The organism is Bradyrhizobium sp. ORS 285 (assembly GCF_900176205.1).
In the GTDB taxonomy this organism is placed as follows: domain Bacteria; phylum Pseudomonadota; class Alphaproteobacteria; order Rhizobiales; family Xanthobacteraceae; genus Bradyrhizobium.
The window spans coordinates 4,178,144-4,197,961 of sequence record NZ_LT859959.1; the positions used below are offsets into that span (position 1 = coordinate 4,178,144).

At 64.4% G+C, this 19,818-nt stretch carries 16 protein-coding genes and 1 tRNA gene; 4 read left to right on the forward strand and 13 right to left on the reverse strand.

Translation table 11 applies throughout. The features are described 5' to 3' along the window. Positions 1-110: 110 nt before the first annotated feature. Positions 111-1,658: a porin gene (locus BRAD285_RS18885; protein ID WP_035646964.1), complete on the reverse strand. Its 1,548-nt coding sequence runs from the start codon at positions 1,656-1,658 to the stop codon at positions 111-113. 561 nt (positions 1,659-2,219) lie between these two features. Further along, positions 2,220-3,770 (reverse strand): porin, encoded by a 1,551-nt coding sequence (locus tag BRAD285_RS18890; RefSeq protein WP_087877659.1) that lies wholly within the window; start codon positions 3,768-3,770, stop codon positions 2,220-2,222. 382 nt (positions 3,771-4,152) lie between these two features. On the opposite strand from BRAD285_RS18890, the gene BRAD285_RS18895 reads away from it, so the two are divergent. Then, positions 4,153-4,692: a MarR family winged helix-turn-helix transcriptional regulator gene (locus BRAD285_RS18895; protein WP_006612293.1), complete on the forward strand. Its 540-nt coding sequence runs from the start codon at positions 4,153-4,155 to the stop codon at positions 4,690-4,692. Positions 4,693-4,749: 57 nt separating this feature from the next. Here the strand turns inward: BRAD285_RS18895 and BRAD285_RS18900 are convergent, their stop codons facing one another. Continuing rightward, positions 4,750-5,844, reverse strand: a complete 1,095-nt coding sequence (locus tag BRAD285_RS18900; protein WP_063828198.1) for a S9 family peptidase — start codon at positions 5,842-5,844, stop codon at positions 4,750-4,752. Positions 5,845-6,612: 768 nt separating this feature from the next. Further along, a complete protein-coding gene (locus BRAD285_RS18905) occupies positions 6,613-8,163 on the reverse strand; it encodes a porin (RefSeq protein ID WP_087877660.1) in 1,551 nt (516 codons plus the stop codon). 694 nt (positions 8,164-8,857) lie between these two features. On the opposite strand from BRAD285_RS18905, the gene BRAD285_RS18910 reads away from it, so the two are divergent. Continuing rightward, positions 8,858-8,950, forward strand: a tRNA-Ser gene (locus tag BRAD285_RS18910). A gap of 163 nt (positions 8,951-9,113) precedes the next feature. On the opposite strand, the gene BRAD285_RS36325 is transcribed toward BRAD285_RS18910, so the two are convergent. From BRAD285_RS36325 to BRAD285_RS18955, 9 genes are all read right to left on the reverse strand, one after another. Further along, positions 9,114-9,497, reverse strand: coding sequence for a hypothetical protein (locus tag BRAD285_RS36325; protein WP_244422157.1), 384 nt, complete (start codon positions 9,495-9,497; stop codon positions 9,114-9,116). A 176-nt stretch (positions 9,498-9,673) separates the two neighbouring features. Further along, a complete protein-coding gene (locus BRAD285_RS18920) occupies positions 9,674-9,940 on the reverse strand; it encodes a hypothetical protein (protein ID WP_006611209.1) in 267 nt (88 codons plus the stop codon). A gap of 1,654 nt (positions 9,941-11,594) precedes the next feature. Continuing rightward, positions 11,595-13,073 carry an Asp-tRNA(Asn)/Glu-tRNA(Gln) amidotransferase subunit GatB gene (gatB, locus tag BRAD285_RS18925; protein ID WP_006611211.1) on the reverse strand — a complete coding sequence of 493 codons (1,479 nt, stop codon included), beginning with the start codon at positions 13,071-13,073 and terminating at the stop codon, positions 11,595-11,597. Between the two features lie 5 nt (positions 13,074-13,078). Beyond that, positions 13,079-13,375, reverse strand: a complete 297-nt coding sequence (locus BRAD285_RS18930) for a hypothetical protein (protein ID WP_006611212.1) — start codon at positions 13,373-13,375, stop codon at positions 13,079-13,081. After that, positions 13,366-14,841, reverse strand: a complete 1,476-nt coding sequence (gene gatA / locus BRAD285_RS18935; RefSeq protein WP_006611213.1) for an Asp-tRNA(Asn)/Glu-tRNA(Gln) amidotransferase subunit GatA — start codon at positions 14,839-14,841, stop codon at positions 13,366-13,368. The genes BRAD285_RS18930 and gatA overlap by 10 nt, the downstream gene beginning before the upstream one ends. Beyond that, complete coding sequence (locus tag BRAD285_RS18940; protein WP_006611214.1) at positions 14,838-15,071, reverse strand: hypothetical protein; 234 nt, start codon at positions 15,069-15,071, stop codon at positions 14,838-14,840. The genes gatA and BRAD285_RS18940 overlap by 4 nt, the downstream gene beginning before the upstream one ends. 78 nt (positions 15,072-15,149) lie before the next feature. Beyond that, positions 15,150-15,437 (reverse strand): Asp-tRNA(Asn)/Glu-tRNA(Gln) amidotransferase subunit GatC, encoded by a 288-nt coding sequence (gene gatC, locus BRAD285_RS18945; RefSeq protein WP_006611215.1) that lies wholly within the window; start codon positions 15,435-15,437, stop codon positions 15,150-15,152. Positions 15,438-15,557: 120 nt separating this feature from the next. After that, entirely contained in the window at positions 15,558-16,634 is a 1,077-nt protein-coding gene (locus BRAD285_RS18950) for a nitronate monooxygenase family protein (protein ID WP_006611216.1), read from the reverse strand. An 8-nt stretch (positions 16,635-16,642) separates the two neighbouring features. Then, a complete protein-coding gene (locus tag BRAD285_RS18955; RefSeq protein ID WP_006611217.1) occupies positions 16,643-17,638 on the reverse strand; it encodes a nitronate monooxygenase family protein in 996 nt (331 codons plus the stop codon). A 106-nt stretch (positions 17,639-17,744) separates the two neighbouring features. On the opposite strand from BRAD285_RS18955, the gene BRAD285_RS18960 reads away from it, so the two are divergent. Next, positions 17,745-18,635, forward strand: a complete 891-nt coding sequence (locus BRAD285_RS18960; RefSeq protein WP_006611218.1) for a LysR family transcriptional regulator — start codon at positions 17,745-17,747, stop codon at positions 18,633-18,635. 227 nt (positions 18,636-18,862) lie between these two features. Then, entirely contained in the window at positions 18,863-19,798 is a 936-nt protein-coding gene (locus BRAD285_RS18965; protein ID WP_006611219.1) for a cyclase family protein, read from the forward strand. Positions 19,799-19,818: the final 20 nt, after the last annotated feature.

The following is a 19,818-nucleotide window of genomic DNA, read 5'->3' on the forward strand; positions in this document are numbered from 1 at the left end:
AGCGAGTAGCGAGTAGCGAGTAGCGAGTAGCGAGTAGCGAGTAGCGAAACTGACCGCGATTCGCCGGTCAACCCACTCTTCGCTACTCCCTGTTCCCTACTCGCCTCTCGTTACCAGTTGCGCTGAGCGCGGAGCAGCAGCGAGACCGAATCCTGGTCCTTCAGCTGATAGGTCGTCGCCGGCTTGGCGATGGCTGCCGCCGCCGGCGCATTCGCAACGCCAGCAAACTTCTGGTCCAGCCGGGTCCAGGCGACGTCGGCCGAGAAGGTCAGATTCTTGACCGGCGTCCAGCGCGTGATCACACCCAGGGTCGAGACGTTGAAGTCCGGGTTGCAGTTCGCGCCGACGATGCCGAGAGCGATCATGCCCGCACCGTTGCAGATCAATCCCTTGGCGGTTGCATTGTAGCGAACGGCGCTCCAGGAGCCGTAGAGCGCCGTGTTCCACGCCGGATCCCAATTGTGGGTGAAGGCGCCGCGGAAGCCGTAGGTCGTCGTCAGCTGCTGCTGGGTGCCGTTGGCGAAGACCGAATCAGTGACGCCGGCAAAGCCCAGGCTCTGAAACGCCCCGGCCATGTTGCTGCCGCCGTACATCGCATAGTTGATCGGCGCCAAGCTCTGGAAGTTGTATCGGCTGGCGCCGTTGGTGTAGACGCCCTGCACGTTCAACGTGTCGCCCACGCCTGTCGGGATGTTCTTGATCGACAGCGCGAGCTGACCGGCATAGCCCCACTTGTCGGCAGGGTGGCCGTTGGTCTCGAGACCAGGCCCGAAGAAGCCGGCATGATTGTCATGAGCGGCGAACGAAGCCTGGAATAGACCCCAAGCCTGATCGACGCGCACCATGCCGACGATATCCGGCGCCACCTGGCCACCGAACGAGTTGGCACCGTAGGCGCCGCCGATCACGCCCGCCGCGGTCTGCAGCGACGTGTTGTACATGTTCGACTGTCCGTACAACGCCGATTCCTGCGCGGAGATCGCGGCCGTGATGCCGGATCCGAAGTCGGCGGTGTAGGTCAGCTGATTGACGCCGGTGATCGAACCGCCGCCGCCGGTGAGGCCGTCGAAATTGTTGCCGGGATAGTTGCTCCAGGGGGCGTCGAACTGCGACACCGCCTTACCCATCGTGAAGCCGGCAAACTGGATGAAGGCGTAGAACACGCCAAGCGTACCGCCGCCAATGCCGTCGTTGGACAAGGCGTTCACGTTGGTCAGCCCGGCGGTGTTGGCCGCGCCGGTGTTATAGAAAGTGCCGCCGTTTCCAGCCCCCGCATAGGTGCCGGACGTCCACTGGAACACCGCGTCAAAGAACGTCCGAACCACGCCGTATTCGGTCGACGTCCGGGTGTCGATGTTCAGGTCGGCGCGCGACCGCGTCGTGTAGTAGTTGCTGTAGCGATTCCGCGCGCCCGCGACCCCGTTCACGGCGTTCTGGAAGATCGTATTGGTACCGAAGCCGACCTCGGCGCGCAGATAGCCGCCCAGCTTGATGCAGGTGTCCGTGCCCGGGATATAGAAGAATCCCGCGCCGTACATCGAGCAGACCCTCACATACTCGACCGGCTTGGCCTTGATCGGAAGGTCGGCCGCTTGAGCCCCACTCATGGCGAGCCACGTCGCCGCTGAGCCCAGAACAAGGCCCCTCACAGTCTTCATACTAACCTCCAAATTGCTCACGTCGTACCGGTCGCGAAGCAGGGTCCATCGCCCCTGCTCTACGAGTCACCGCATTTCCAGCCGGCTCACACCGTGCCCGCGCATAGCGTTGCAGTCGGAACGATCGCGCGGCGAATTTGGTGTTTTATCGGACCATTCTCGTGACGCCGCGAAACGCAGCTGTGGCGAAGTCCGGGCACGGCAAGCCGGCGCCGAACGCACGCCATCCGCACGCCCGAATTGCGGATCACCGCCGCGCTGATGCCGTCGACGTGACAGGAATGCTGCGGCGGCCGCAAAGAGGACGAATTTGCTCGGCGCGCCATGGACGCTGCGAGTCCTTCATTCGGCCCACTGCCGCGCACGGGCAGCGCCGGTCCTTTCACCCCATCGGCGATCCGCACGGCGCGGGATTATCCGGCGCTTGCGATCGGATGAATCGGGCGCGTGCCTTGGCAGGATTCCCTCGCCGAAGGCGATGCGCAGCTCTGCAGCATCGGTCAAAGAAAAACCCCCGGCAGTTGCCTGCCGGGGGGCGTGATCGAGATCAGATGATCAGGATCAGAAGTTGCGCTGGGCGCGCAGGAGCAGCGAGACCGAGTTCTGGTCCTTCAGCTCGTACACGGCAGCCGGCTTCGCGGTCGCGCCGCTGGCGGCCGGGAGAACGGCGTTGCCCGTGAACTTCTGGTCCAGGTTGGTCCAGGCCACGTCAGCCGAGAAGGTCAGGTTCTTGACCGGGGTCCAGCGGGTGATCAAGCCCAGCGAGGAGATGTTGAAGTCCGGGTTGCAGTTCGCGGCAGTGATGCCGAGACCAGCCACACCAGCGCCGCCGCAGATCAAGGCCTTGGCGTTGCCGTTGTAGCGCAGAGCAGCCCACGAACCGTAGATCGCGGTGTTCCAGGCCGGGTTCCAGTTGTGGGTGAAGCCACCACGGAAACCGTAGGAGGTGGTCAGCTCCTGAGCGGTGCCGACGCCGTACACCGAGTCGGACACGCCAGCGAAGCCGACGCTCTGATAAGCGCCGTTACCCGAGCTGCCGAACAGCTGGTAGGTGGTCGGAACGAGGCTCTGCGCGTTGTAGCGCGTCGCACCGTTGGTGTAGACGCCCTGGATGTTGATCGTGTCGCCAGGTCCGGTCGGGATGTTCTTGATCGACAGAGCCAGCTGACCAGCCCAGCCCCACTTGTCCGACGGATGACCGGAGGTCTCGGCCACGCCGTAGTAGCCAGCGTGGTTGTCATGCGCCGCGAACGACGCCTGGAACAGACCCCAAGCCTGGTCGACGCGGACCATGCCGACGATATCCGGAGCAACCGTGCCGCCGATCGAGTTGGTGCCGTAGGCGCCACCGAACACGCCAGCCGCCGACTGCAGAGCACCCGAGGTGTTCCAGATGTTGGTCTGGTAGTACGCCGCCTGCTCCTGAGCCGAGATCGTGGCCGTGATGCCGGAGCCGAAGTCAGCGGTGTAGCTGAACTGGTTGACACCGGTGACGGTGCCGCCGCCGCCCCACAGACCGTCGAAGTTGTTGCCCGGGTAGTTGGTCCAGGGCGTATCGAACTGCGACACGGCCTTACCCATGGTGAAGCCGGCGAACTGGATGAAGGCGTAGTACACACCGAGCGAACCGCCGGCGATGCCGTCGTTGCTCAGGCCGTTGACCGAGGTCAGGCCAGCGGTGTTGGCAGCGCCGGTGCTGTAGAAGGTGCCGCCGTTGCCCGTGCCGGCGTAGTTGCCGGAGGTCCAGGTGAAGGTCAGGTCAGCGAAGGTGCGGACCACGCCGTACTCGGTCGCGGTGCGCGTGTCGATGTTCAGGTCCTGACGCGCGCGGGTGTAGAAGTACGGGCTGTAGCGGTTGTTCAGGCCCGACGGAGCCGTGACCGCGTTGTTGAACGAACCGTTCGCCATAACCGCCGTCTCCGCACGGAGATAGCCGCCCAGCTTGATGCAGGTGTCGGTGCCGGGGATGTAGTAGAAGCCCGCACCATACAGGGAGCAAACCTTCACATATTCGACCGCTTTGGCCTTGATCGGAAGGTCGGCCGCCTGAGCCGCGGACATGGCGAGCAGCACTGCCGCCGAGCCGAGGACAAGGCTCTTAACCGTCTTCATTTAAACCTCCAAGTTGCTCTTTTGAGAAAGAACCGGATCTAGATCCCCCAGGACGATCCGCTTCCTCCGCTCCCGAAAAACCGCTTCAGCCGCTTCGCGCTCTCGGACACACCCGCGTCACGCGAGGGACTTAAGCGAACCACCTGTAACGGGACGATCGAGTAACCCCCCACCGTCGTTAGGAACTATGCCTTCGCTCATTCGGTAAGCAAAATAGTTTATGCAGTCAGGTAATTGAATGAAGCCGAAATGTGTCCTCAGGGCAACACCAAGGCAGGCTATTGTGCGACGCAAGGGGGTCTGCGGACTACCTCCTAGATAAGTGATTTTGCTGCGGATTTTTTTTCTTTAGGGTCTCGCCTCGGATTGGAACTGCTGAGCAATGGCGCCCTTGAAGAATACCTCTGCCGCACCTGTGGAAACGGACGCGCAGTCGCAGACGACGATAGATCTGCCGAAGAATCGCGACGCCATCATTCGCTTCGCCCGGGAGATCTCGACGATCAACGTCCATCTGGAGGAGCTGCGCTACTTCTGGGCCAAGAGAATCGGAATCAGCGGTCCGCAATGGATGATCCTGATGGCGATCTCCGAGCTGGACCGGGGCGAAGGCGTCGCCGTCAATGCGGCGGCCAAGCGGCTCCACGTCGACCCCTCCTTCGTCACGACCCAGTCGAAGTTGCTCGAGAAGAAGGGCTTCATGGAGCGCAAGCCGGCGCCCAACGACGCCCGCGTCGTGCTGATGTCCTTGACGGCCAAGACCTCGGAGCAGTTCGCCGAGCTCGAGACTCAGCAGGCGCAGGTCTTCGCCTTCATCTTCGAGGAGTTCGACACGCGCGAGCTCGCGACCTTCACCGACAAGCTTTCGGGCCTCAAGGACCGGTTCGAAAAAGCCAGCACGAGGCTGTCGGTCGGCCTCTGACGCCGATCGACGGCACGGCCTGCTGCCTCCCACGCCACAGCGCGGGCGGGCACGGATCTAGCCGGACGATTGGGGCGGGCTCGCCAGACGATTTGCGATCCAGTCGAACACGAAGACGTCCGCGTCGCGCGAATCTGCGCACTGGCTCGAGACGATCTTCAGCGTGATGTCGGGATGCTCGCGCTTGATCTGCGCGACCAGCCGGGTCGCGATGTCGGCCCGCAGCCAGCCGCGCTCCGGCACATTCACCAGCAACGGACACATGATTTGCCGGGCGGCCAGACCATCGCTTGCGATCGGCACTCTGCCCCGCTCCCGGGCAGCCTGACGACGCGACAGGAAGACGCGTTCATGGATGTCCCACAGCCCGGCATCGCAGACTGCCGCCGCATAACGCGGGTCGAGGGCGATGCCCCGCGCGACGAAGGATGAGCTCCAATCGTCGGCAAGGATCGCAATCCGGTCCTCGTCCACATCATCGCGCCCGGTCACATAGTCGGTGACGCTTGCGATGGCCGATTCGAGATCTCGGCTTCCGACGATCTCCTCGAAACGACAGTCCGGACCACTTCCCAGGAGGTCGACGACGAGCAACGCCAGGCCGTGCCGCTCCGCATGAGCCGCGAGCTTGAACAGCGAGGGCTCCTTCCGACGACCGGGTTCGCCGATGCAGATGACGGTGGGCGCCCCGCCCCGCTCACCGCGGGCGGGCAGAAAATAGGCTTCGAGCTGATAGTCGGCACGCCAGGGAATCGTGACAACCTCACCTTGCGGATCAGCACAGCGGAGGAATTCGCGGGCACAGTCGCGCATGCGCGACAGGACGACTGCCTGCCGGGGTTGCGAGCCACTGAAGGGACAGGCCGCAGCCTCATAGCAATGGACGGCGCCGGACCATTTCCGGATGGCCAGCTCGGGCCGGCCATTGCGCACGGCATCACGGGCGGCAGCGCCTAGTGCGTCGGCGCACTGCATCCACTCGCGATACCAGGACTCATCGTCGCTCGGATCGATCCGCCGGGCGGTCGCCAGGATTTCAGCCAGCTCTGCGCAGCCTTCCGGCCGCGTTTCGAGCATCCTCCTGATCGCCTCTGCCTGATCGTCCTGCTCCGACCAGGGACGCAACACTCCCAGAGAGCTTTCCAAACTCATCTTGGACCGATTCCTCACTCGCGTGACGGTGTCAGGCTCCGTCATCTCTTTGTCAGACTGTGACGACGCGGAAATGCCCGGTCAAGCCGGGGCGAGTAAGTTTTTCGACCAATGGAATTGCCGCGGGTTCGTGGCAGGACGTTCTGCGCCGCCGGACCTACGGTCCCTTTGGCGGACTCACGTCGCGCGGCCGGGAGCTGGCGGATCAGCATCCGCAGGGGCCGAAACGAAGAAACCTCCAGCGGGGCATCGCCGGAGGCTTCGGAGGTCTAACTTCAGATCAATCCGATCGGATCAGTTGGAACCTAGGGACCCAACTTCATCGGCAGCGCTGAAAAATTATCTTATCAACTCATCTATTTTCAACACCTTTTCTGCGAAATCTCCAACATTCTGACAAGGCATTGAAAAACAAAGACATCTGGAGAGAATGACACGCGAATGGCGCCTCGTCTCATCTCATCGGATCATGCCACCGTGGCGCATCTCATCAGATCGCCAGCTCACGATACGCCGGTTGCCCTCAGCTGCCTCAAGGGCACGCGATGGCCGACGGCAGTTGATGACTGGCACCGGACGCCGGCGATGATGACGCTTCGTGAAGGCCATACCGTCTCCTGACCCACCGGCAGGACACGTTGCAGCGCGGCCCATGAGGCCCTCACCTGACGCGAAGAAGCGCCGGTTCACGCGCGAAAGCCAGTTACTCAAACAAAAACCCCCGGCAGTTGCCTGCCGGGGGTCGTGATCGAGATCAGGTGATCAGGATCAGAAGTTGCGCTGAGCGCGCAGCAGCAGCGAGACCGAGTTCTGGTCCTTCAGCTGATACACGGCAGCCGGCTTGGCCGACGAACCGCTTGCAGCAGCCAGCGTGGCGTTGCCCGTGTACTTCTGGTCCAGGTTGGTCCAGGCCACGTCAGCCGAGAAGGTCAGGTTCTTGACCGGGGTCCAGCGGGTGATCAAGCCCAGCGAGGAGATGTTGAAGTCCGGGTTGCAGTTCGCGGCAGTGATGCCGAGACCAGCCACACCGGCGCCCGAGCAGATCAGAGCCTTGGCGTTGCCGTTGTAGCGCAGAGCAGCCCACGAACCGTAGATCGCGGTGTTCCAGGCCGGGTTCCAGTTGTGCGTGAACGCACCACGGAAACCGTAGCTGGTGGTCAGCTCCTGAGCGGTGCCGACACCGTAGACCGAGTCAGACGCACCGGCGAAAGCGACGCTCTGGTAGGCGCCGTTGTTGGAGCTACCGAAGATCTGGTAGGTGGTCGGAGCGAGGCTCTGAGCGTTGTAGCGCGTCGCACCGTTGGTGTAGACGCCCTGGATGTTGATCGTGTCGCCAGGTCCGGTCGGGATGTTCTTGATCGACAGAGCCAGCTGACCAGCCCAGCCCCACTTGTCCGACGGATGACCGGAGGTCTCGGCCACGCCGTAGTAGCCAGCGTGGTTGTCATGCGCCGCGAACGACGCCTGGAACAGACCCCAAGCCTGGTCGACGCGGACCATACCGACGATATCCGGAGCAACCGTGCCGCCGATCGAGTTGGTGCCGTAAGCGCCGCCGAGAACGCCGGAAGCCGACTGCAGAGCACCCGACGTGTTCCAGATGTTGGTCTGGTAGTACGCCGCCTGCTCCTGAGCCGAGATCGCAGCCGTGATGCCGGAGCCGAAGTCAGCGGTGTAGGTGAACTGGTTGACACCGGTGACGGTGCCGCCGCCGCCCCACAGACCGTCGAAGTTGTTGCCCGGGTAGTTGGTCCAGGGCGCGTCGAACTGCGACACGGCCTTACCCATGGTGAAGCCGGCGAACTGGATGAAGGCGTAGTACACACCGAGCGAACCGCCGGCGATGCCGTCGTTGCTCAGGCCGTTGACCGAGGTCAGGCCAGCGGTGTTGGCAGCGCCGGTGCTGTAGAAGGTGCCGCCGTTGCCCGTGCCGGCGAAGTTGCCGGAGGTCCAGGTGAAGGTGAGGTCAGCGAAGGTGCGGACCACGCCGTACTCGGTCGCGGTGCGCGTGTCGATGTTCAGGTCCTGGCGCGCGCGGGTGTAGAAGTAGTTGCTGTAGCGGTTGTTGAGGCCCGAGGGAGCCGTCACAGCGTTGTTGTACTGCCCGTTGCTGGCGAACGAGGTCTCCGCACGGAGATAGCCGCCCAGCTTGATGCAGGTGTCGGTGCCCGGGATGTAGTAGAAGCCGGCGCCGTACAGCGAGCAGACCTTCACGTACTCGACCGCCTTGGCCTTGATCGGAAGGTCAGCTGCCTGGGCCCCAGACATGGCGACGAGAACTGCCGCCGAGCCCAGGACGAGGCTCTTGATCGTGTTCATAGTGTTAAACCTCCAAGTTGCTCAGTCAGGGAAGGTTCCGCGTCCGCTGGGTGTGAGACACCCTCGAGGTTTGGCCCTTGTCCCCCTTCGACCCGTCGCTCAGCCGCTTCGCGCTATCGGACACACCCGCATGAACGCGAGGGACTTGAGCGAACGACCTAAACGGGACGACGTCGGGATGCCCCCCTTCGTCGTGCTGGGAGAATTACCGAAGGACTTTGCACACGCAACAAAGGAACCATCATTGCGGCGGCCGGCGGGCGCCTTTTCGGAGCGGTGTTGCACAAAAGGCACGAAACCGTGGTTCTGCGGGATCGCTTAAGCCCCTGTTTCTTTTCAGGTTTTGCAACAACGCAATCTTGGGTGCTTAAGCCGGGACACACTCGCCCGGCAAGAACCGGGCGCAACTCGGGCGTCCCGACCCTCGAATCTCGGCGGCAGCCGACAGGAATCGCCGCCGAGCCGCGGAGCTGTTGCTGATCCGCCTCAGACCTGCATGTCGGCAACTTATGAGATCAAATTTGACAAACAACACCCTGAACAGGAGCCGCGCTCCAATCAGGAGAGGTGCTCTGTGGCGACCTGTCGGGCTCAAAAGAGCAGGAGCGGAGCACGCGATCCTGTGAGGATTTGAGATCGGCGCGCAATCTGCCGCTTGCGGCTCAGCGCGCCGTGGGGCATACCGACGCCAGCCGGAGAGGTGGCCGAGTGGCTGAAGGCAACGCTTTGCTAAAGCGTCATACGGTCTCAAGCTGTATCGAGGGTTCGAATCCCTCCCTCTCCGCCAGCCTGCAATTGTGGCCAGTCTGCAATCAGTCCTCATCCTTGGCTGCGACGACATCCTTGCTGCGAGGACATGCGACCGGCCGCGACGTTCATTCGAACACCGGCTGAAGCTTCCGTCGGAGCCGCACTTCATCCGCCACCCGACGAATGAGGCAACGGGCGCGTCAATCGAACAGGCTGCGACTGATGTTGATCACGAAGGCGGCGGGCACGCCGATCACGGCACCGACGAAGCCATAGAAAAACGCGGCCCATAACGAGGCCGTGCCCCCTGCTCCCATCACCGCGCCATAGAGAAGGCCGAGACCCGCGCAAAGCGCGGTCACCACGACGAGCCGCCGGTCGTTGCTCGCCTCGATCCGCAGTCGCTGCAACTCGCGCCGGCTCTGCACGGCAGGCCCGGCCGGCTCCGTCGAGCCGCAATGCGGACACGCCAGCGCGCTGAACGACACGCCGTTCCCGCAGTCGTGGCAGTCGATCAGCTCTTGCCGTTTCGCCTGTCGCTGCTGCGCCTGCTCCATGCCGTCATCCTGCTTCGATCGTCGCATGCGACGACAGATAGGAGATTTGTGGGCGGAGGACGAGGCTTGCCCCCGGAGGATGAAGCAAGGATCCGAGACCGTCGCGATGCGACGGAGGTGTCAGGCGGCCCCAGCCGCCGGCGGCCGACCTCGCATTCACCTCATGACGAGGCGCGAGGCCGGAGAGCCCCAGCACACCATCATCAGCGCGCGGTCATCCAGGCGCGGGCCTCGCGCTGCGCGGCAGCGATCTCGGCCTCCGACATCTGCTCGGCGACCTCGCGACGCATCGCGACCGCATCGACGCGGCCCTTGAGCGCAGCAAGATTGAACCATTTATGCGCGGAGATCAGATCGACCACGCCGTCGCGGCCGCTCGCATAGAGCATGCCGAGCTCGAACAGCACGTCGCCATTGGCGCCCTGCTCGGCGGTGGTCACATCAACGAAATTGAGTTGTCCCTGAAACATCGTCGCTCTCCTTCATTCAAGGAGGCGGCTCCCCTGGAGCGCGGCCCCCGTCCAACTGTTCAACGCCTGGTTAGTCCCCATGTCGTTTGACGGCTTATGCGCGAAGGATGACCGATCAAGTTTGAAGGGCAGTTTAAACATCTTGCTGAAAGAAGCTTGAACACGAAACCCGCGATTGTCCGGGCCTGACCGCAAGCGATTGATTCACATGCGATTCTCAAAAGCGGCAAACAGCGGTTTACCGTTCTGTTTGGCAATCCTCTAACCATCCGCAAAACGCGATGGGTCGGCCGCTGCAACCGCCGGCACGGATGCCCGGGATGCGATCGCTCCGGCGAGTAATCCATGGGTCGAGATCGCGCGCGAGAGCGTCGCGATGCGGGAGTTGATTAAAGGCAATCGCCGAGGGCTGCACCGTGCAGGAGGCACGTGCCTGCCGCCGCCCTTCGAAGCACGAAGCTCGTCGAGCTGTTCAGGGACAAGGCTCCGCGGCGACGCACGTCGAGCCTCTCATGGGAGAACGCTGCCTCGGGCGCGTTCAGATGATGCTCCGGCATCGCCAGCAGAACCACAGGCCTGTCCGACTTCAGCCGTCATCTGCGCCGGCACATCAGAGACAACAGATAAGAGACGGCAGCGACCGTTGCGGCGCCGCACCGCATAAGCAATCGAGATTCAAAAAATGGAAAGGATGCCGGGCCCGCCGCCATCGGCGCGGTGCCGGGGATCGAGGGCGTCGGCGAACACGTCAGGATCAGATCTCACTCTGGCTGTTAGCCGCTCGTGAGATTGCAGACCGAAAGCGCGATCTGCACCGAACGAAGAAATCCTGTTTCTTCTACCGGACCGTCCCGCAGCAGCGAAGCTGCCTTGGAGTTCGATCCGACCGTTGACCTGATGTCTCGCCGACACCCTCTATCGTCGATTGGAGCCTAAGATGATCCGCCGGCTCTGAACGAGCTGCGCGTGCCTTCGTTCCAATGACGTGCCGGCTTCAAGCTGCCGGACTCATCTCGCAGCGGACTGCGAGAGTTACTTCTTCTTGGCGACCTTCTTGGTCTTCTTGGCAGTCTTCTTCGCCGCGGTCTTCGCGACCTTCTTCACTGCCTTCTTCGCCTTCTTCGCTTTCTTGGCCATGTTGCCCTCCGATGTGAGTTGGCTTAGTCGATGCGTGCACTCGGGAATCGAGATGCACTCCATATCGATACACCAACGAGTGAAAAAAAACAGCTTCCGGCTTAAGGAAGTGTTGACACGCGCGCGCGTGTACGGCTGGCGAAACGCGCGAAGCAGCACGACGGCCGACATCGGAAATGCGTTTCCGCGTCGGCGCAACGCCGAGCTTGCTACTAATAGCGATCGCAAGAAAAGCCTACGCTGCAAGGATTTCCTGAATTGCTGCAAGACAGAGCGGCAGCGGCGACAACTCCATTACGCCGCGTAGACTCACGTCAGAAGAGCCGCGCGCGGACTCCGAGTCGTAAATTTTGGCAACGAAAAAATTTTCATCGTACACACCGTCGTGCGCGTTCGATCGCTCGCGAACGGTGGCTTTTTTGCGAATCGCGTGCGGCGATTCGCTGGACGCGAGCCCAAACGAAAACGGCGCGCACCTTGGTGCGCGCCGCCGGAACGAAGAACAGCGATCGTCGTTTCAGATGCCGAGCTTGCTCTTCAGGAGATCGTTGACCGCCTGCGGGTTGGCCTTGCCGCCCGACGACTTCATCACCTGGCCGACGAACCAGCCGGCGAGCTGCGGCTTCGCCTTGGCCTGCGCGACCTTGTCCGGGTTGGCGGCGATGATCTCGTCGACCACCTTCTCGATCGCGCCGAGGTCGGTAACCTGCTTCATGCCGCGGCTCTCGACCAGCTCGCGCGGATCGCCGCCCTCGCTCCAGACGATCTCGAACAGGTCCTTGGCGATCTTGCCGGAGATCGTGCCCTCGCCGATCAGCGCGACGATGGACGCGAGCTGAGACGCCGATACCGGAGAGGACGAGATGTCGCGGCCTTCCTTGTTGAGACGTCCGAACAGCTCGTTGATCACCCAGTTGGCGGCGAGCTTGCCGTCGCGCGCCCGGTCGGACAGCGTCTCCAGCACGCCTTCATAGAAGGCGGCGCTCTCGCGCTCGGCGACCAGCACGGAGGCATCGTAGGGCGACAGGCCGAGATCGGCGATGAAGCGCGCCTTTTTCTGGTCGGGCAGCTCCGGCAAGGCAGCCTTCAGCTCGTCGACGAAGGACTGCGAGAACTCGAGCGGCAGCAGATCCGGGTCGGGGAAGTAACGGTAATCATGCGCCTCCTCCTTGGAGCGCATCGAGCGGGTCTCGCCCTTGTCGGGATCGAAGCGGCGGGTTTCCTGCTCGATGACGCCGCCGTCCTCGATGATCTCGATCTGGCGCCGCGCCTCGGCCTCGACCGCCTGGCCGATGAAGCTGATCGAGTTGATGTTCTTGATCTCGCAGCGGGTGCCGAGTGGCCCGCCCGGCTTACGGACGGAGACGTTGACGTCGGCGCGCAGGCTTCCCTTCTCCATGTCGCCGTCGCAGGTGCCGAGATAGCGCATGATCGAGCGCAGCTTGGTGACGTAGGCCTTGGCCTGCTCGGCATCGCGGATATGAGGCTTGGAGACGATCTCCATCAGCGCCACGCCGCAGCGGTTGTAGTCGATATAGGACAGCGACGGCGACTGGTCGTGCAGCATCTTGCCGGGATCCTGCTCGATGTGCAGGCGCTCGATGCCGATGGTGGCGGTCTTGCCGCCGTCGAGTTCGACCGTGATCTCGCCCTCGCCGACGATCGGGTCCTTGTACTGGCTGATCTGGTAGCCCTGCGGCAGGTCGGGGTAGAAATAGTTCTTGCGGTCGAACACCGAGCGCAGGTTGATCTTGGCGTTCAGCCCGAGCCCGGTGCGCACGGCCTGGCGCACGCACTCCTCGTTGATGACCGGCAGCATGCCCGGCATTGCGACGTCGACCAGCGACACATGGCTATTGGGATCGCCGCCGAAGGCGGTGGAGGCGCCCGAGAACAGTTTGGACTTGGAGGTGACCTGGGCATGGATCTCCATGCCGATCACGACCTCCCAGTCGCCGGTGGCGCCCTTCATCAGCTTGCCGCTGGTTGCCGTCATGGCCCTCAACTCCCCATCAGCGCGGAGACGATCCGCTCGAATTCGATATCCAACGCATCGGTCGCCACCGGCTGCCCGGCCTGGCGGTACCAGTAGCCGGCATTGCCGAGGTCGCCCTCGACGCGATGCAGATGCGCGTGCGCCCAGGCCGCGTCGCGGCCGGTCTCGTCCTGAATGATCTTGTGCGCTCGGTCCCAGTCGCCCTTCGCCAGCCACCATAGGCCGGTCAGTACGGGCGTGAGCCCAGTCGCGGGCTGATCGCCCGCGAGGCTCGTCCTGAAGTCGGCGACGCCTACCACCAACGGACCGGCGTGAAGCGTCCCGCCGCCTGCTCGATGACCTCGCCGAGCGAGAACAACGTCTCCTCGTCGAACGGGCGGCCGATCAGCTGCAGGCCGAGCGGCAGGCCTTGCGCGTCCTTGCCGGCGGGCACCGCGATGCCCGGCAAACCGGCCATGTTCACGGTCACCGTGAAGATGTCGTTGAGATACATCTCGACCGGATCGGCGCCGCCCTTCTCGCCGATGCCGAAGGCGGCCGACGGCGTCGCCGGCGTCAGGATCGCGTTGACGCCCTTGGCGAAGCAGTCCTCGAAGTCCTTCTTGATGAGGGTGCGGACCCGCTGCGCCCGGATGTAATAGGCGTCGTAATAGCCGGCCGACAGCACATAGGTGCCGATCATCACGCGGCGCCGCACCTCGGGCCCAAAACCCTCGGCACGGGTGTTCTCGTAGAGCTCGCCGATCGACTTGCCGGGCACGCGCAGGCCGTAGCGGACGCCGTCATAGCGCGCGAGGTTCGACGACGCCTCGGCCGGCGCCACGATGTAATACGCCGGCAGCGCATATTTGGTGTGCGGCAGCGACACCTCGACCAGCTCGGCGCCGGCCGCCTTCAGCCACGCCGCGCCCTCGCTCCACAGCTTTTCGATCTCGGCCGGCATGCCGTCGAGCCGATACTCCTTGGGGATGCCGATCTTCATCCCCTTCACCGACTTGCCGATCGCGGCCTCGTAGTCCGGCACGGGGATGTCGACCGAGGTCGTATCCTTCGGATCGTGTCCGGCCATCGAGCGCAGCAGGATCGCGGCATCGCGCGTCGAGCGCGCGATCGGGCCGGCTTGGTCGAGCGACGAGGCGAAGGCGACGATGCCCCAGCGCGAGCAGCGGCCATAGGTCGGCTTGATGCCGACGGTGGCGGTGAACGCGGCGGGCTGGCGGATCGAGCCGCCGGTGTCGGTCGCGGTCGCGCCCATGCAGAGCAGCGCCGCCACGGCCGAGGCCGAGCCGCCGGACGAGCCGCCCGGCACCAGCGTGGTGTTCGACCCCTCGCGGCGCCAGGGGTTGCCGACCGGTCCGAAATACGAGGTCTCGTTCGACGAGCCCATCGCGAACTCGTCATTGTTGAGCTTGCCGAGCATGACCGCGCCGTCGCGCCACAGCTGCGAGGTGACGGTCGACTCGTAGGTCGGTACGAAATTGCCGAGGATCTTCGAGCACGCCGTGGTGCGAACGTCCTTGGTGGCGAACAGGTCCTTGATCCCGAGCGGAATACCCGCCAGCGGACCGCCCTCGCCCTTATTGATCTTCGCGTCGGCGTCGCGCGCCATCGCGCGCGCCTGGTCCGGCGTCTCCATCACAAACGCATTCAGCGCCCGCGCATCTTCCATCGCCTTGAGATGGGCGTCGGTCAGCTCGAGCGACGTGAAGGTCCTGCTGTCGAGACCCTTGCGAGCCTCGGCGAGCGTCATCGAAGTCAAATCGGTCATTTGTTGATCGGGCTGCAGAAGAATGGGGAGAGCGTCTTGTCGTCGGCGGCATCGTCGGCGAAGAACTTGTTGTTCGCCGGCTTGGGCTTGTTGGCATTGGCCGCCTCGAGCTGGTCGAGGATCTCGTTGACGGTCTTGTCCGGATCGGCGGCCTTACCCTGCCGCTCCATCGCGTCGAGATAGTCCATATAGGCCTTGTAGGCCGCTTCATCGTCGCAGAGCAGGCACATGGCGTTGGCTCGCTTGTCGGTTGAAGGAACAGATGGCGCGCGAGGGGCGCGCCGACCTGTCTTTGCTATTCCACCTGGCTATTCCACGACCTTCGGCACGAGAAAGAAGTTGTTCTCGGTCATGGGCGCGTTCTTGACGATGTCCTCGGCGATCTCGCCGTCGGTGACGACGTCCTGGCGCTTCTTCATCGCCATCGGGGTCACCGAGGTCATCGGCTCGACGCCCTCGACATTGACCTCCGAGAGCTGCTCGACAAAGGCCAGCATCGCGTTGAGCTCGCCCTGCAGATGCGGGACCTCGGCGTCAGTGACAGCGATCCGCGCCAATTGCGCGATCCGGCGGACAGTGGCGGCATCGACCGACATTATATAGGGCCTCACGGGAAACAGTGAACCCGCCCTATAGCAGAGCCCGCTTTCGCGCCGCAACCGGCAGGGTTCAGGCTTTCCCGGGGCAGCGCCCTGCCCTTGACGTCTCCTTCGGCGTCAGCCCGCCAGCTTGGCGAGCCGCGCCAGCGCCTGCTCCGCCAGCGTCCGCGTCAGCTCGGCCGCCGGTATCTCCCGCCCCAGCGGCAACGCCTGTCCCGCCCAGAGATTGGTGAAATCGACCTTGCCCTGCTTCTCCGCGGCCGCCTTGAGCGGGCCGAGAGCGGTCGCCGCATGCGGGAACGCCGGCGCGTCGGGCGAGATCGGTCCGACCTCGCGCATCACCCGGTTGGCGACGCCGCGCGCCAGCCGGCCGGTCATCACGTTGGTGATGACCGTCGATTCGTCGTCGGCCGCGGCGAGCGCGGCGCGCGCGATGGCACTGACCTTCGATTCCGGGCAGCGCAGAAAGGCGCTGCCGATCTGCACGCCTGACGCGCCGAGCGCGAACGCCGCCGCAATGCCGCGCCCATCGGCAATGCCGCCGGCCGCGATCACCGGCAGCTTCACCGCATCGACGATCTGCGGCACCAGCGCAAAGGTGCCGACCTGCTCGGCAAGCTTGTCGGTCAGGAACATGCCGCGATGGCCACCGGCCTCGGCGCCTTGCGCGATGACGACGTCGGCGCCGTTCCGCTCCAGCCATACCGCCTCGCGCACGACGGTCGCGGACGCCATCACCACCGCCCCGGTGGCCTTCACGCGCGCCAGCAGCGCCGGCTCGGGCAAGCCAAAATGAAAGCTGATGATCTCCGGCTTCAGCTCTTCCACGACGCCGCACATCGCCGCGTCGAACGGCGCGCGGTTCGCCGCGGTGACAGGCGCCGCCGGATCAACGCCATATTCTCGATAGTACGCGCCCAGCCGCTGCTTCCAGCCCGCCTCACGGGCCGCGTCGGCCTCGACCGGCGTATGGCAGAAGAAGTTCAGGTTGATCGGTGCCGAGACGCGCTGCCGGATGATGTTGACCTGCTCGCGCACCTTGTCGGGGGTGAGCATCGCTGACGGCAGCGAGCCGAGCCCGCCGCCTTCCGCGACGGCGATGACCAACTCCGCGTCCATCACACCGGCCATCGGCGCGAGTACGATCGGATGCTCCGTCTTGACGAGATCGAGAAAGCGACGATCGGGCCACATGGTTCACCTCACTCTTTCGTTCCATTGCGCGGCAGCCGCGACGAGTTGCTCCGCCCTGCCAGGATCTGCTCGGCCTCGCCGACGATCCGCGCGACGATCTCGCCGGCCGGCGGGATATCATGGATCAGCCCGACCGCCTCGCCGGCGATGACGGCGGCGACCTCGAAATTACCCTCGGTCCTCGCCTTCATGTAATCGGCCGAGACGCGCTCGACCTGCTGCAGCAGCTCGACCTCGCGCCCCATCCAGCGACGCGCATGGTCGTTGATCAGACACCGTCCGGTGAACGGCGCCGGCCAGACATTGTTGCGCGACAAATCGAAGATGATGCCGCGCACCGTCTCGCCGGATTTTGCCGCGCAGATGCGCCGCTTGGCTTCGTCGGCCCCGGCGGCTTCCTGGCTGGCATAGAAGCGCGTGCCGAGCAGCACGCCATCGGCGCCGAGCGTGAGCATGGCGGCTAGGCCGCGGCCATCCGCGAGTCCGCCAGCAGCAACGACCGGCACCCGGCCAGCCGCGAGATCGACGACCGCCGGCACGATGTCGAGCGTCGTACGCAACGCCCCATGGCCGCCCGCCTCGGTTCCCTGTGCGATCAGGATGTCGGCGCCGGCCATCAGCGCCTGCCCTGCCATCGCTTCATCCTGCACCTGGCAGATCAAGCGCGCGCCTTCTTGCTTGATATCAGGTGCGAAGCGCGCGGGATCACCAAACGACAGCATGATCGCGGCGGGCTTGGCGGCCAGCGCGATGTCGAGCAGTTCCGGCTGCTTGGCCAGCGACCAAGTGATGAACCCGATGCCGAACGGCTGACGCAAGCCGGCGAGCTTCGCCGTTTCCTGCGCGAGCCACGCGCGGTTGCCATAGCCGCCGCCGAGGATGCCGAAGCCGCCGGCCGCGCTGACCGCGCGCACCAGCTTCGCATCGGCAACGACATCCATCGGCGCAGACAGGACCGGATGGTCGATGCCGAGCGTCTCCGTCAGCCGCGTTCGCAGCGCCATGCGCATCTCTCCTCACGTCTGGACGCGAACCCTAGGCGCGGCTAGCATTCTCTCAAAATGAATAGTTGAGAACCCTGCCATCGCAGATTCAAAACGGAGAGCGGCCGTGGAACTGAGCGACCTCGAGACCTTCGCCGCAGTGGCCCGCACTGGCGGCATCACGCGCGCCGCTGAAATCCTCAACACGGTGCAGTCCAACGTCACGCAGCGGATCAAGGCGCTGGAAGCCGAGATCGGCACCGCCTTGTTCGAACGCCACAGCCGCGGCATGACCCTGACCAGCGCCGGACAGCGGCTCCTGCCCTATGCAGATCGCATGGCGGCGCTGTCGCGTGAAGCCGTGCTCGCCGCCCGCGACGACGGCGAGCCGCAGGGCCCGCTGATGATCGGCTCGATGGAGACGACCGCCGCGGTGCGCCTGCCAACGCGGCTCGCCGACTTTCACCGGCGCTTTCCTGCCGTGGCCTTGAGCCTGCGCACCGCGCCGACGGCGGATCTCGTGGCGGGCGTGCTCGACGGCTCACTCGACGGCGCCTTCGTCGCCGGTCCGATCGACCACCCGGAGCTGACCGGCGTGGTCGCGTTCGAGGAGGAGTTGATGCTGGTGACCGCCCGGCGGTTCGAAAGCCTGTCCGCGTTGCGTGCAGCCACCGCGGGGTCCGGCCCGACCGCGCTGGTGTTCAGGGCCGGCTGCACCTATCGGCAGCGGCTGGAGCAGGTGTTCAACGATTTCGGCTGGCCTGCCGCATCCCGCATCGAACTCGGCACGCTCGACGGCATGATCGGCTGCGTCGCCGCCGGGATGGGCGTCGCGCTGCTGCCGCGCGCGGTGGTGACGCGGCACGCGATGAGCGGCAGCATCGGCTTGCATCCGCTCGATCCGTCCCATGCGCAGGTCGAGACGCTCTTTATCCACCGCCGCGCGGGGCACCGCAGCAGCGCGCTTTCCGCGTTCATGGAAGGCCTGAGCCGCCGGGATCGCGACATCGCCGCATAGGCCTGCTCGCCCAGAGATTGTGCATCGGCGATGCCGGAACGCGACCCATTCCACGGCGCGAAATGACCGGATGCTATAGTAAAACACGGCCATTTCGACCGATGCGACGTTCGGGCGCTGTGCAGCGCACGCACCGGAAAAACACTTTGTCCGGCGGTCCCGCACTACGCTAGGATGCAGCGCTGGCCAGCGCGAAACACAACAAACAACATGTCGGAGGAAATGCGATGCGCAACGCGGTCGTGTTGTGCTGCTCGATCGCCATGATGGGGGCGATCGGGACGGCGAATGCTCAGGACTGGACCAAATCGAAATGGGGACCGGACGACGAGATCGGCGCGGCCAACTACATGACGCCGGAGCTCGTGGTCAAAGCGGCCTCGCTCGTGAAGACCGGCAAGACCTACCCGCTCGGCATGATCGTGGATTCGAAGACCCCGGCCTACCCGCCGCGCTCGTTCAAGATCACGGTGGTGCAGCCCGGACAGGCCGGCATCCCCGGACTCGGGCCGAACAAGGCGACCTATAATGACGACATCGTCGAAGGTTGGGTCGGCGTCGGCAGCCAGATCGACGGCCTCGGCCATCTCGGCATCGAGCACGTCTACTACAACGGCAACAAGCTGCTCGACTTCGCCGACCCGACCGGCCTGAAGAAGCTGGGCATCGAGAAGGTCCCCCCGCTGGTCGCGCGCGGCGTGCTGCTCGACATGGCCGCCTATTACGGCACCGATGTCGTCAAGGAAGGCACCGCCTTCAACGTCAAGGAGATCGAGGAGGCCGCCAAGAAACAGGGCGTCGAGATCCGCCAGGGCGACATCGTGATCTTCCACACCGGCTGGCTCGGGCTGATCGGCAAGGACGACAAGCGCTACAGCGCCGGCGAGCCGGGGCTCGGCGTCGAGGGCGCGAAGTACCTGACCTCGAAGGGCGTCGTCGCCGTCGGCGCCGACAACTGGGCGGTGGAAGCGATCCCGTTCGAATCGAACAACCTGTTCGAAGTGCACCAGATCCTGCTCGCGATGAACGGGACCTACATCCTGGAGAACATGGACACGGCAGCGCTCGCCAAGGACAAGGGCTACGAGTTCCTCTTCGTCCTCGGCCAGCCGCGCTGGCGCGGCGGCGTGCAAGGCAACATCAACCCGATTGCGATCCGGTAGCCTACGGCTTTGCCTCTCGG

Bases quoted from the DNA above. Each gene is read 5' to 3' on its own strand.
- gatA (WP_006611213.1), bottom strand. From the start codon at position 14,841: ATGACCGATTTGACTTCGATGACGCTCGCCGAGGCTCGCAAGGGTCTC.
- gatB (WP_006611211.1), bottom strand. From the start codon at position 13,073: ATGACGGCAACCAGCGGCAAGCTGATGAAGGGCGCCACCGGCGACTGG.
- BRAD285_RS18885 (WP_035646964.1), bottom strand. From the start codon at position 1,658: ATGAAGACTGTGAGGGGCCTTGTTCTGGGCTCAGCGGCGACGTGGCTC.
- BRAD285_RS18905 (WP_087877660.1), bottom strand. From the start codon at position 8,163: ATGAACACGATCAAGAGCCTCGTCCTGGGCTCGGCGGCAGTTCTCGTC.
- BRAD285_RS18955 (WP_006611217.1), bottom strand. From the start codon at position 17,638: ATGGCGCTGCGAACGCGGCTGACGGAGACGCTCGGCATCGACCATCCG.
- gatC (WP_006611215.1), bottom strand. From the start codon at position 15,437: ATGTCGGTCGATGCCGCCACTGTCCGCCGGATCGCGCAATTGGCGCGG.
- BRAD285_RS18965 (WP_006611219.1), top strand. From the start codon at position 18,863: ATGCGCAACGCGGTCGTGTTGTGCTGCTCGATCGCCATGATGGGGGCG.
- BRAD285_RS18895 (WP_006612293.1), top strand. From the start codon at position 4,153: ATGGCGCCCTTGAAGAATACCTCTGCCGCACCTGTGGAAACGGACGCG.
- BRAD285_RS18940 (WP_006611214.1), bottom strand. From the start codon at position 15,071: ATGTGCCTGCTCTGCGACGATGAAGCGGCCTACAAGGCCTATATGGAC.
- BRAD285_RS18890 (WP_087877659.1), bottom strand. From the start codon at position 3,770: ATGAAGACGGTTAAGAGCCTTGTCCTCGGCTCGGCGGCAGTGCTGCTC.
- BRAD285_RS18920 (WP_006611209.1), bottom strand. From the start codon at position 9,940: ATGTTTCAGGGACAACTCAATTTCGTTGATGTGACCACCGCCGAGCAG.
- BRAD285_RS18900 (WP_063828198.1), bottom strand. From the start codon at position 5,844: ATGAGTTTGGAAAGCTCTCTGGGAGTGTTGCGTCCCTGGTCGGAGCAG.
- BRAD285_RS18950 (WP_006611216.1), bottom strand. From the start codon at position 16,634: ATGTGGCCCGATCGTCGCTTTCTCGATCTCGTCAAGACGGAGCATCCG.
- BRAD285_RS36325 (WP_244422157.1), bottom strand. From the start codon at position 9,497: ATGCGACGATCGAAGCAGGATGACGGCATGGAGCAGGCGCAGCAGCGA.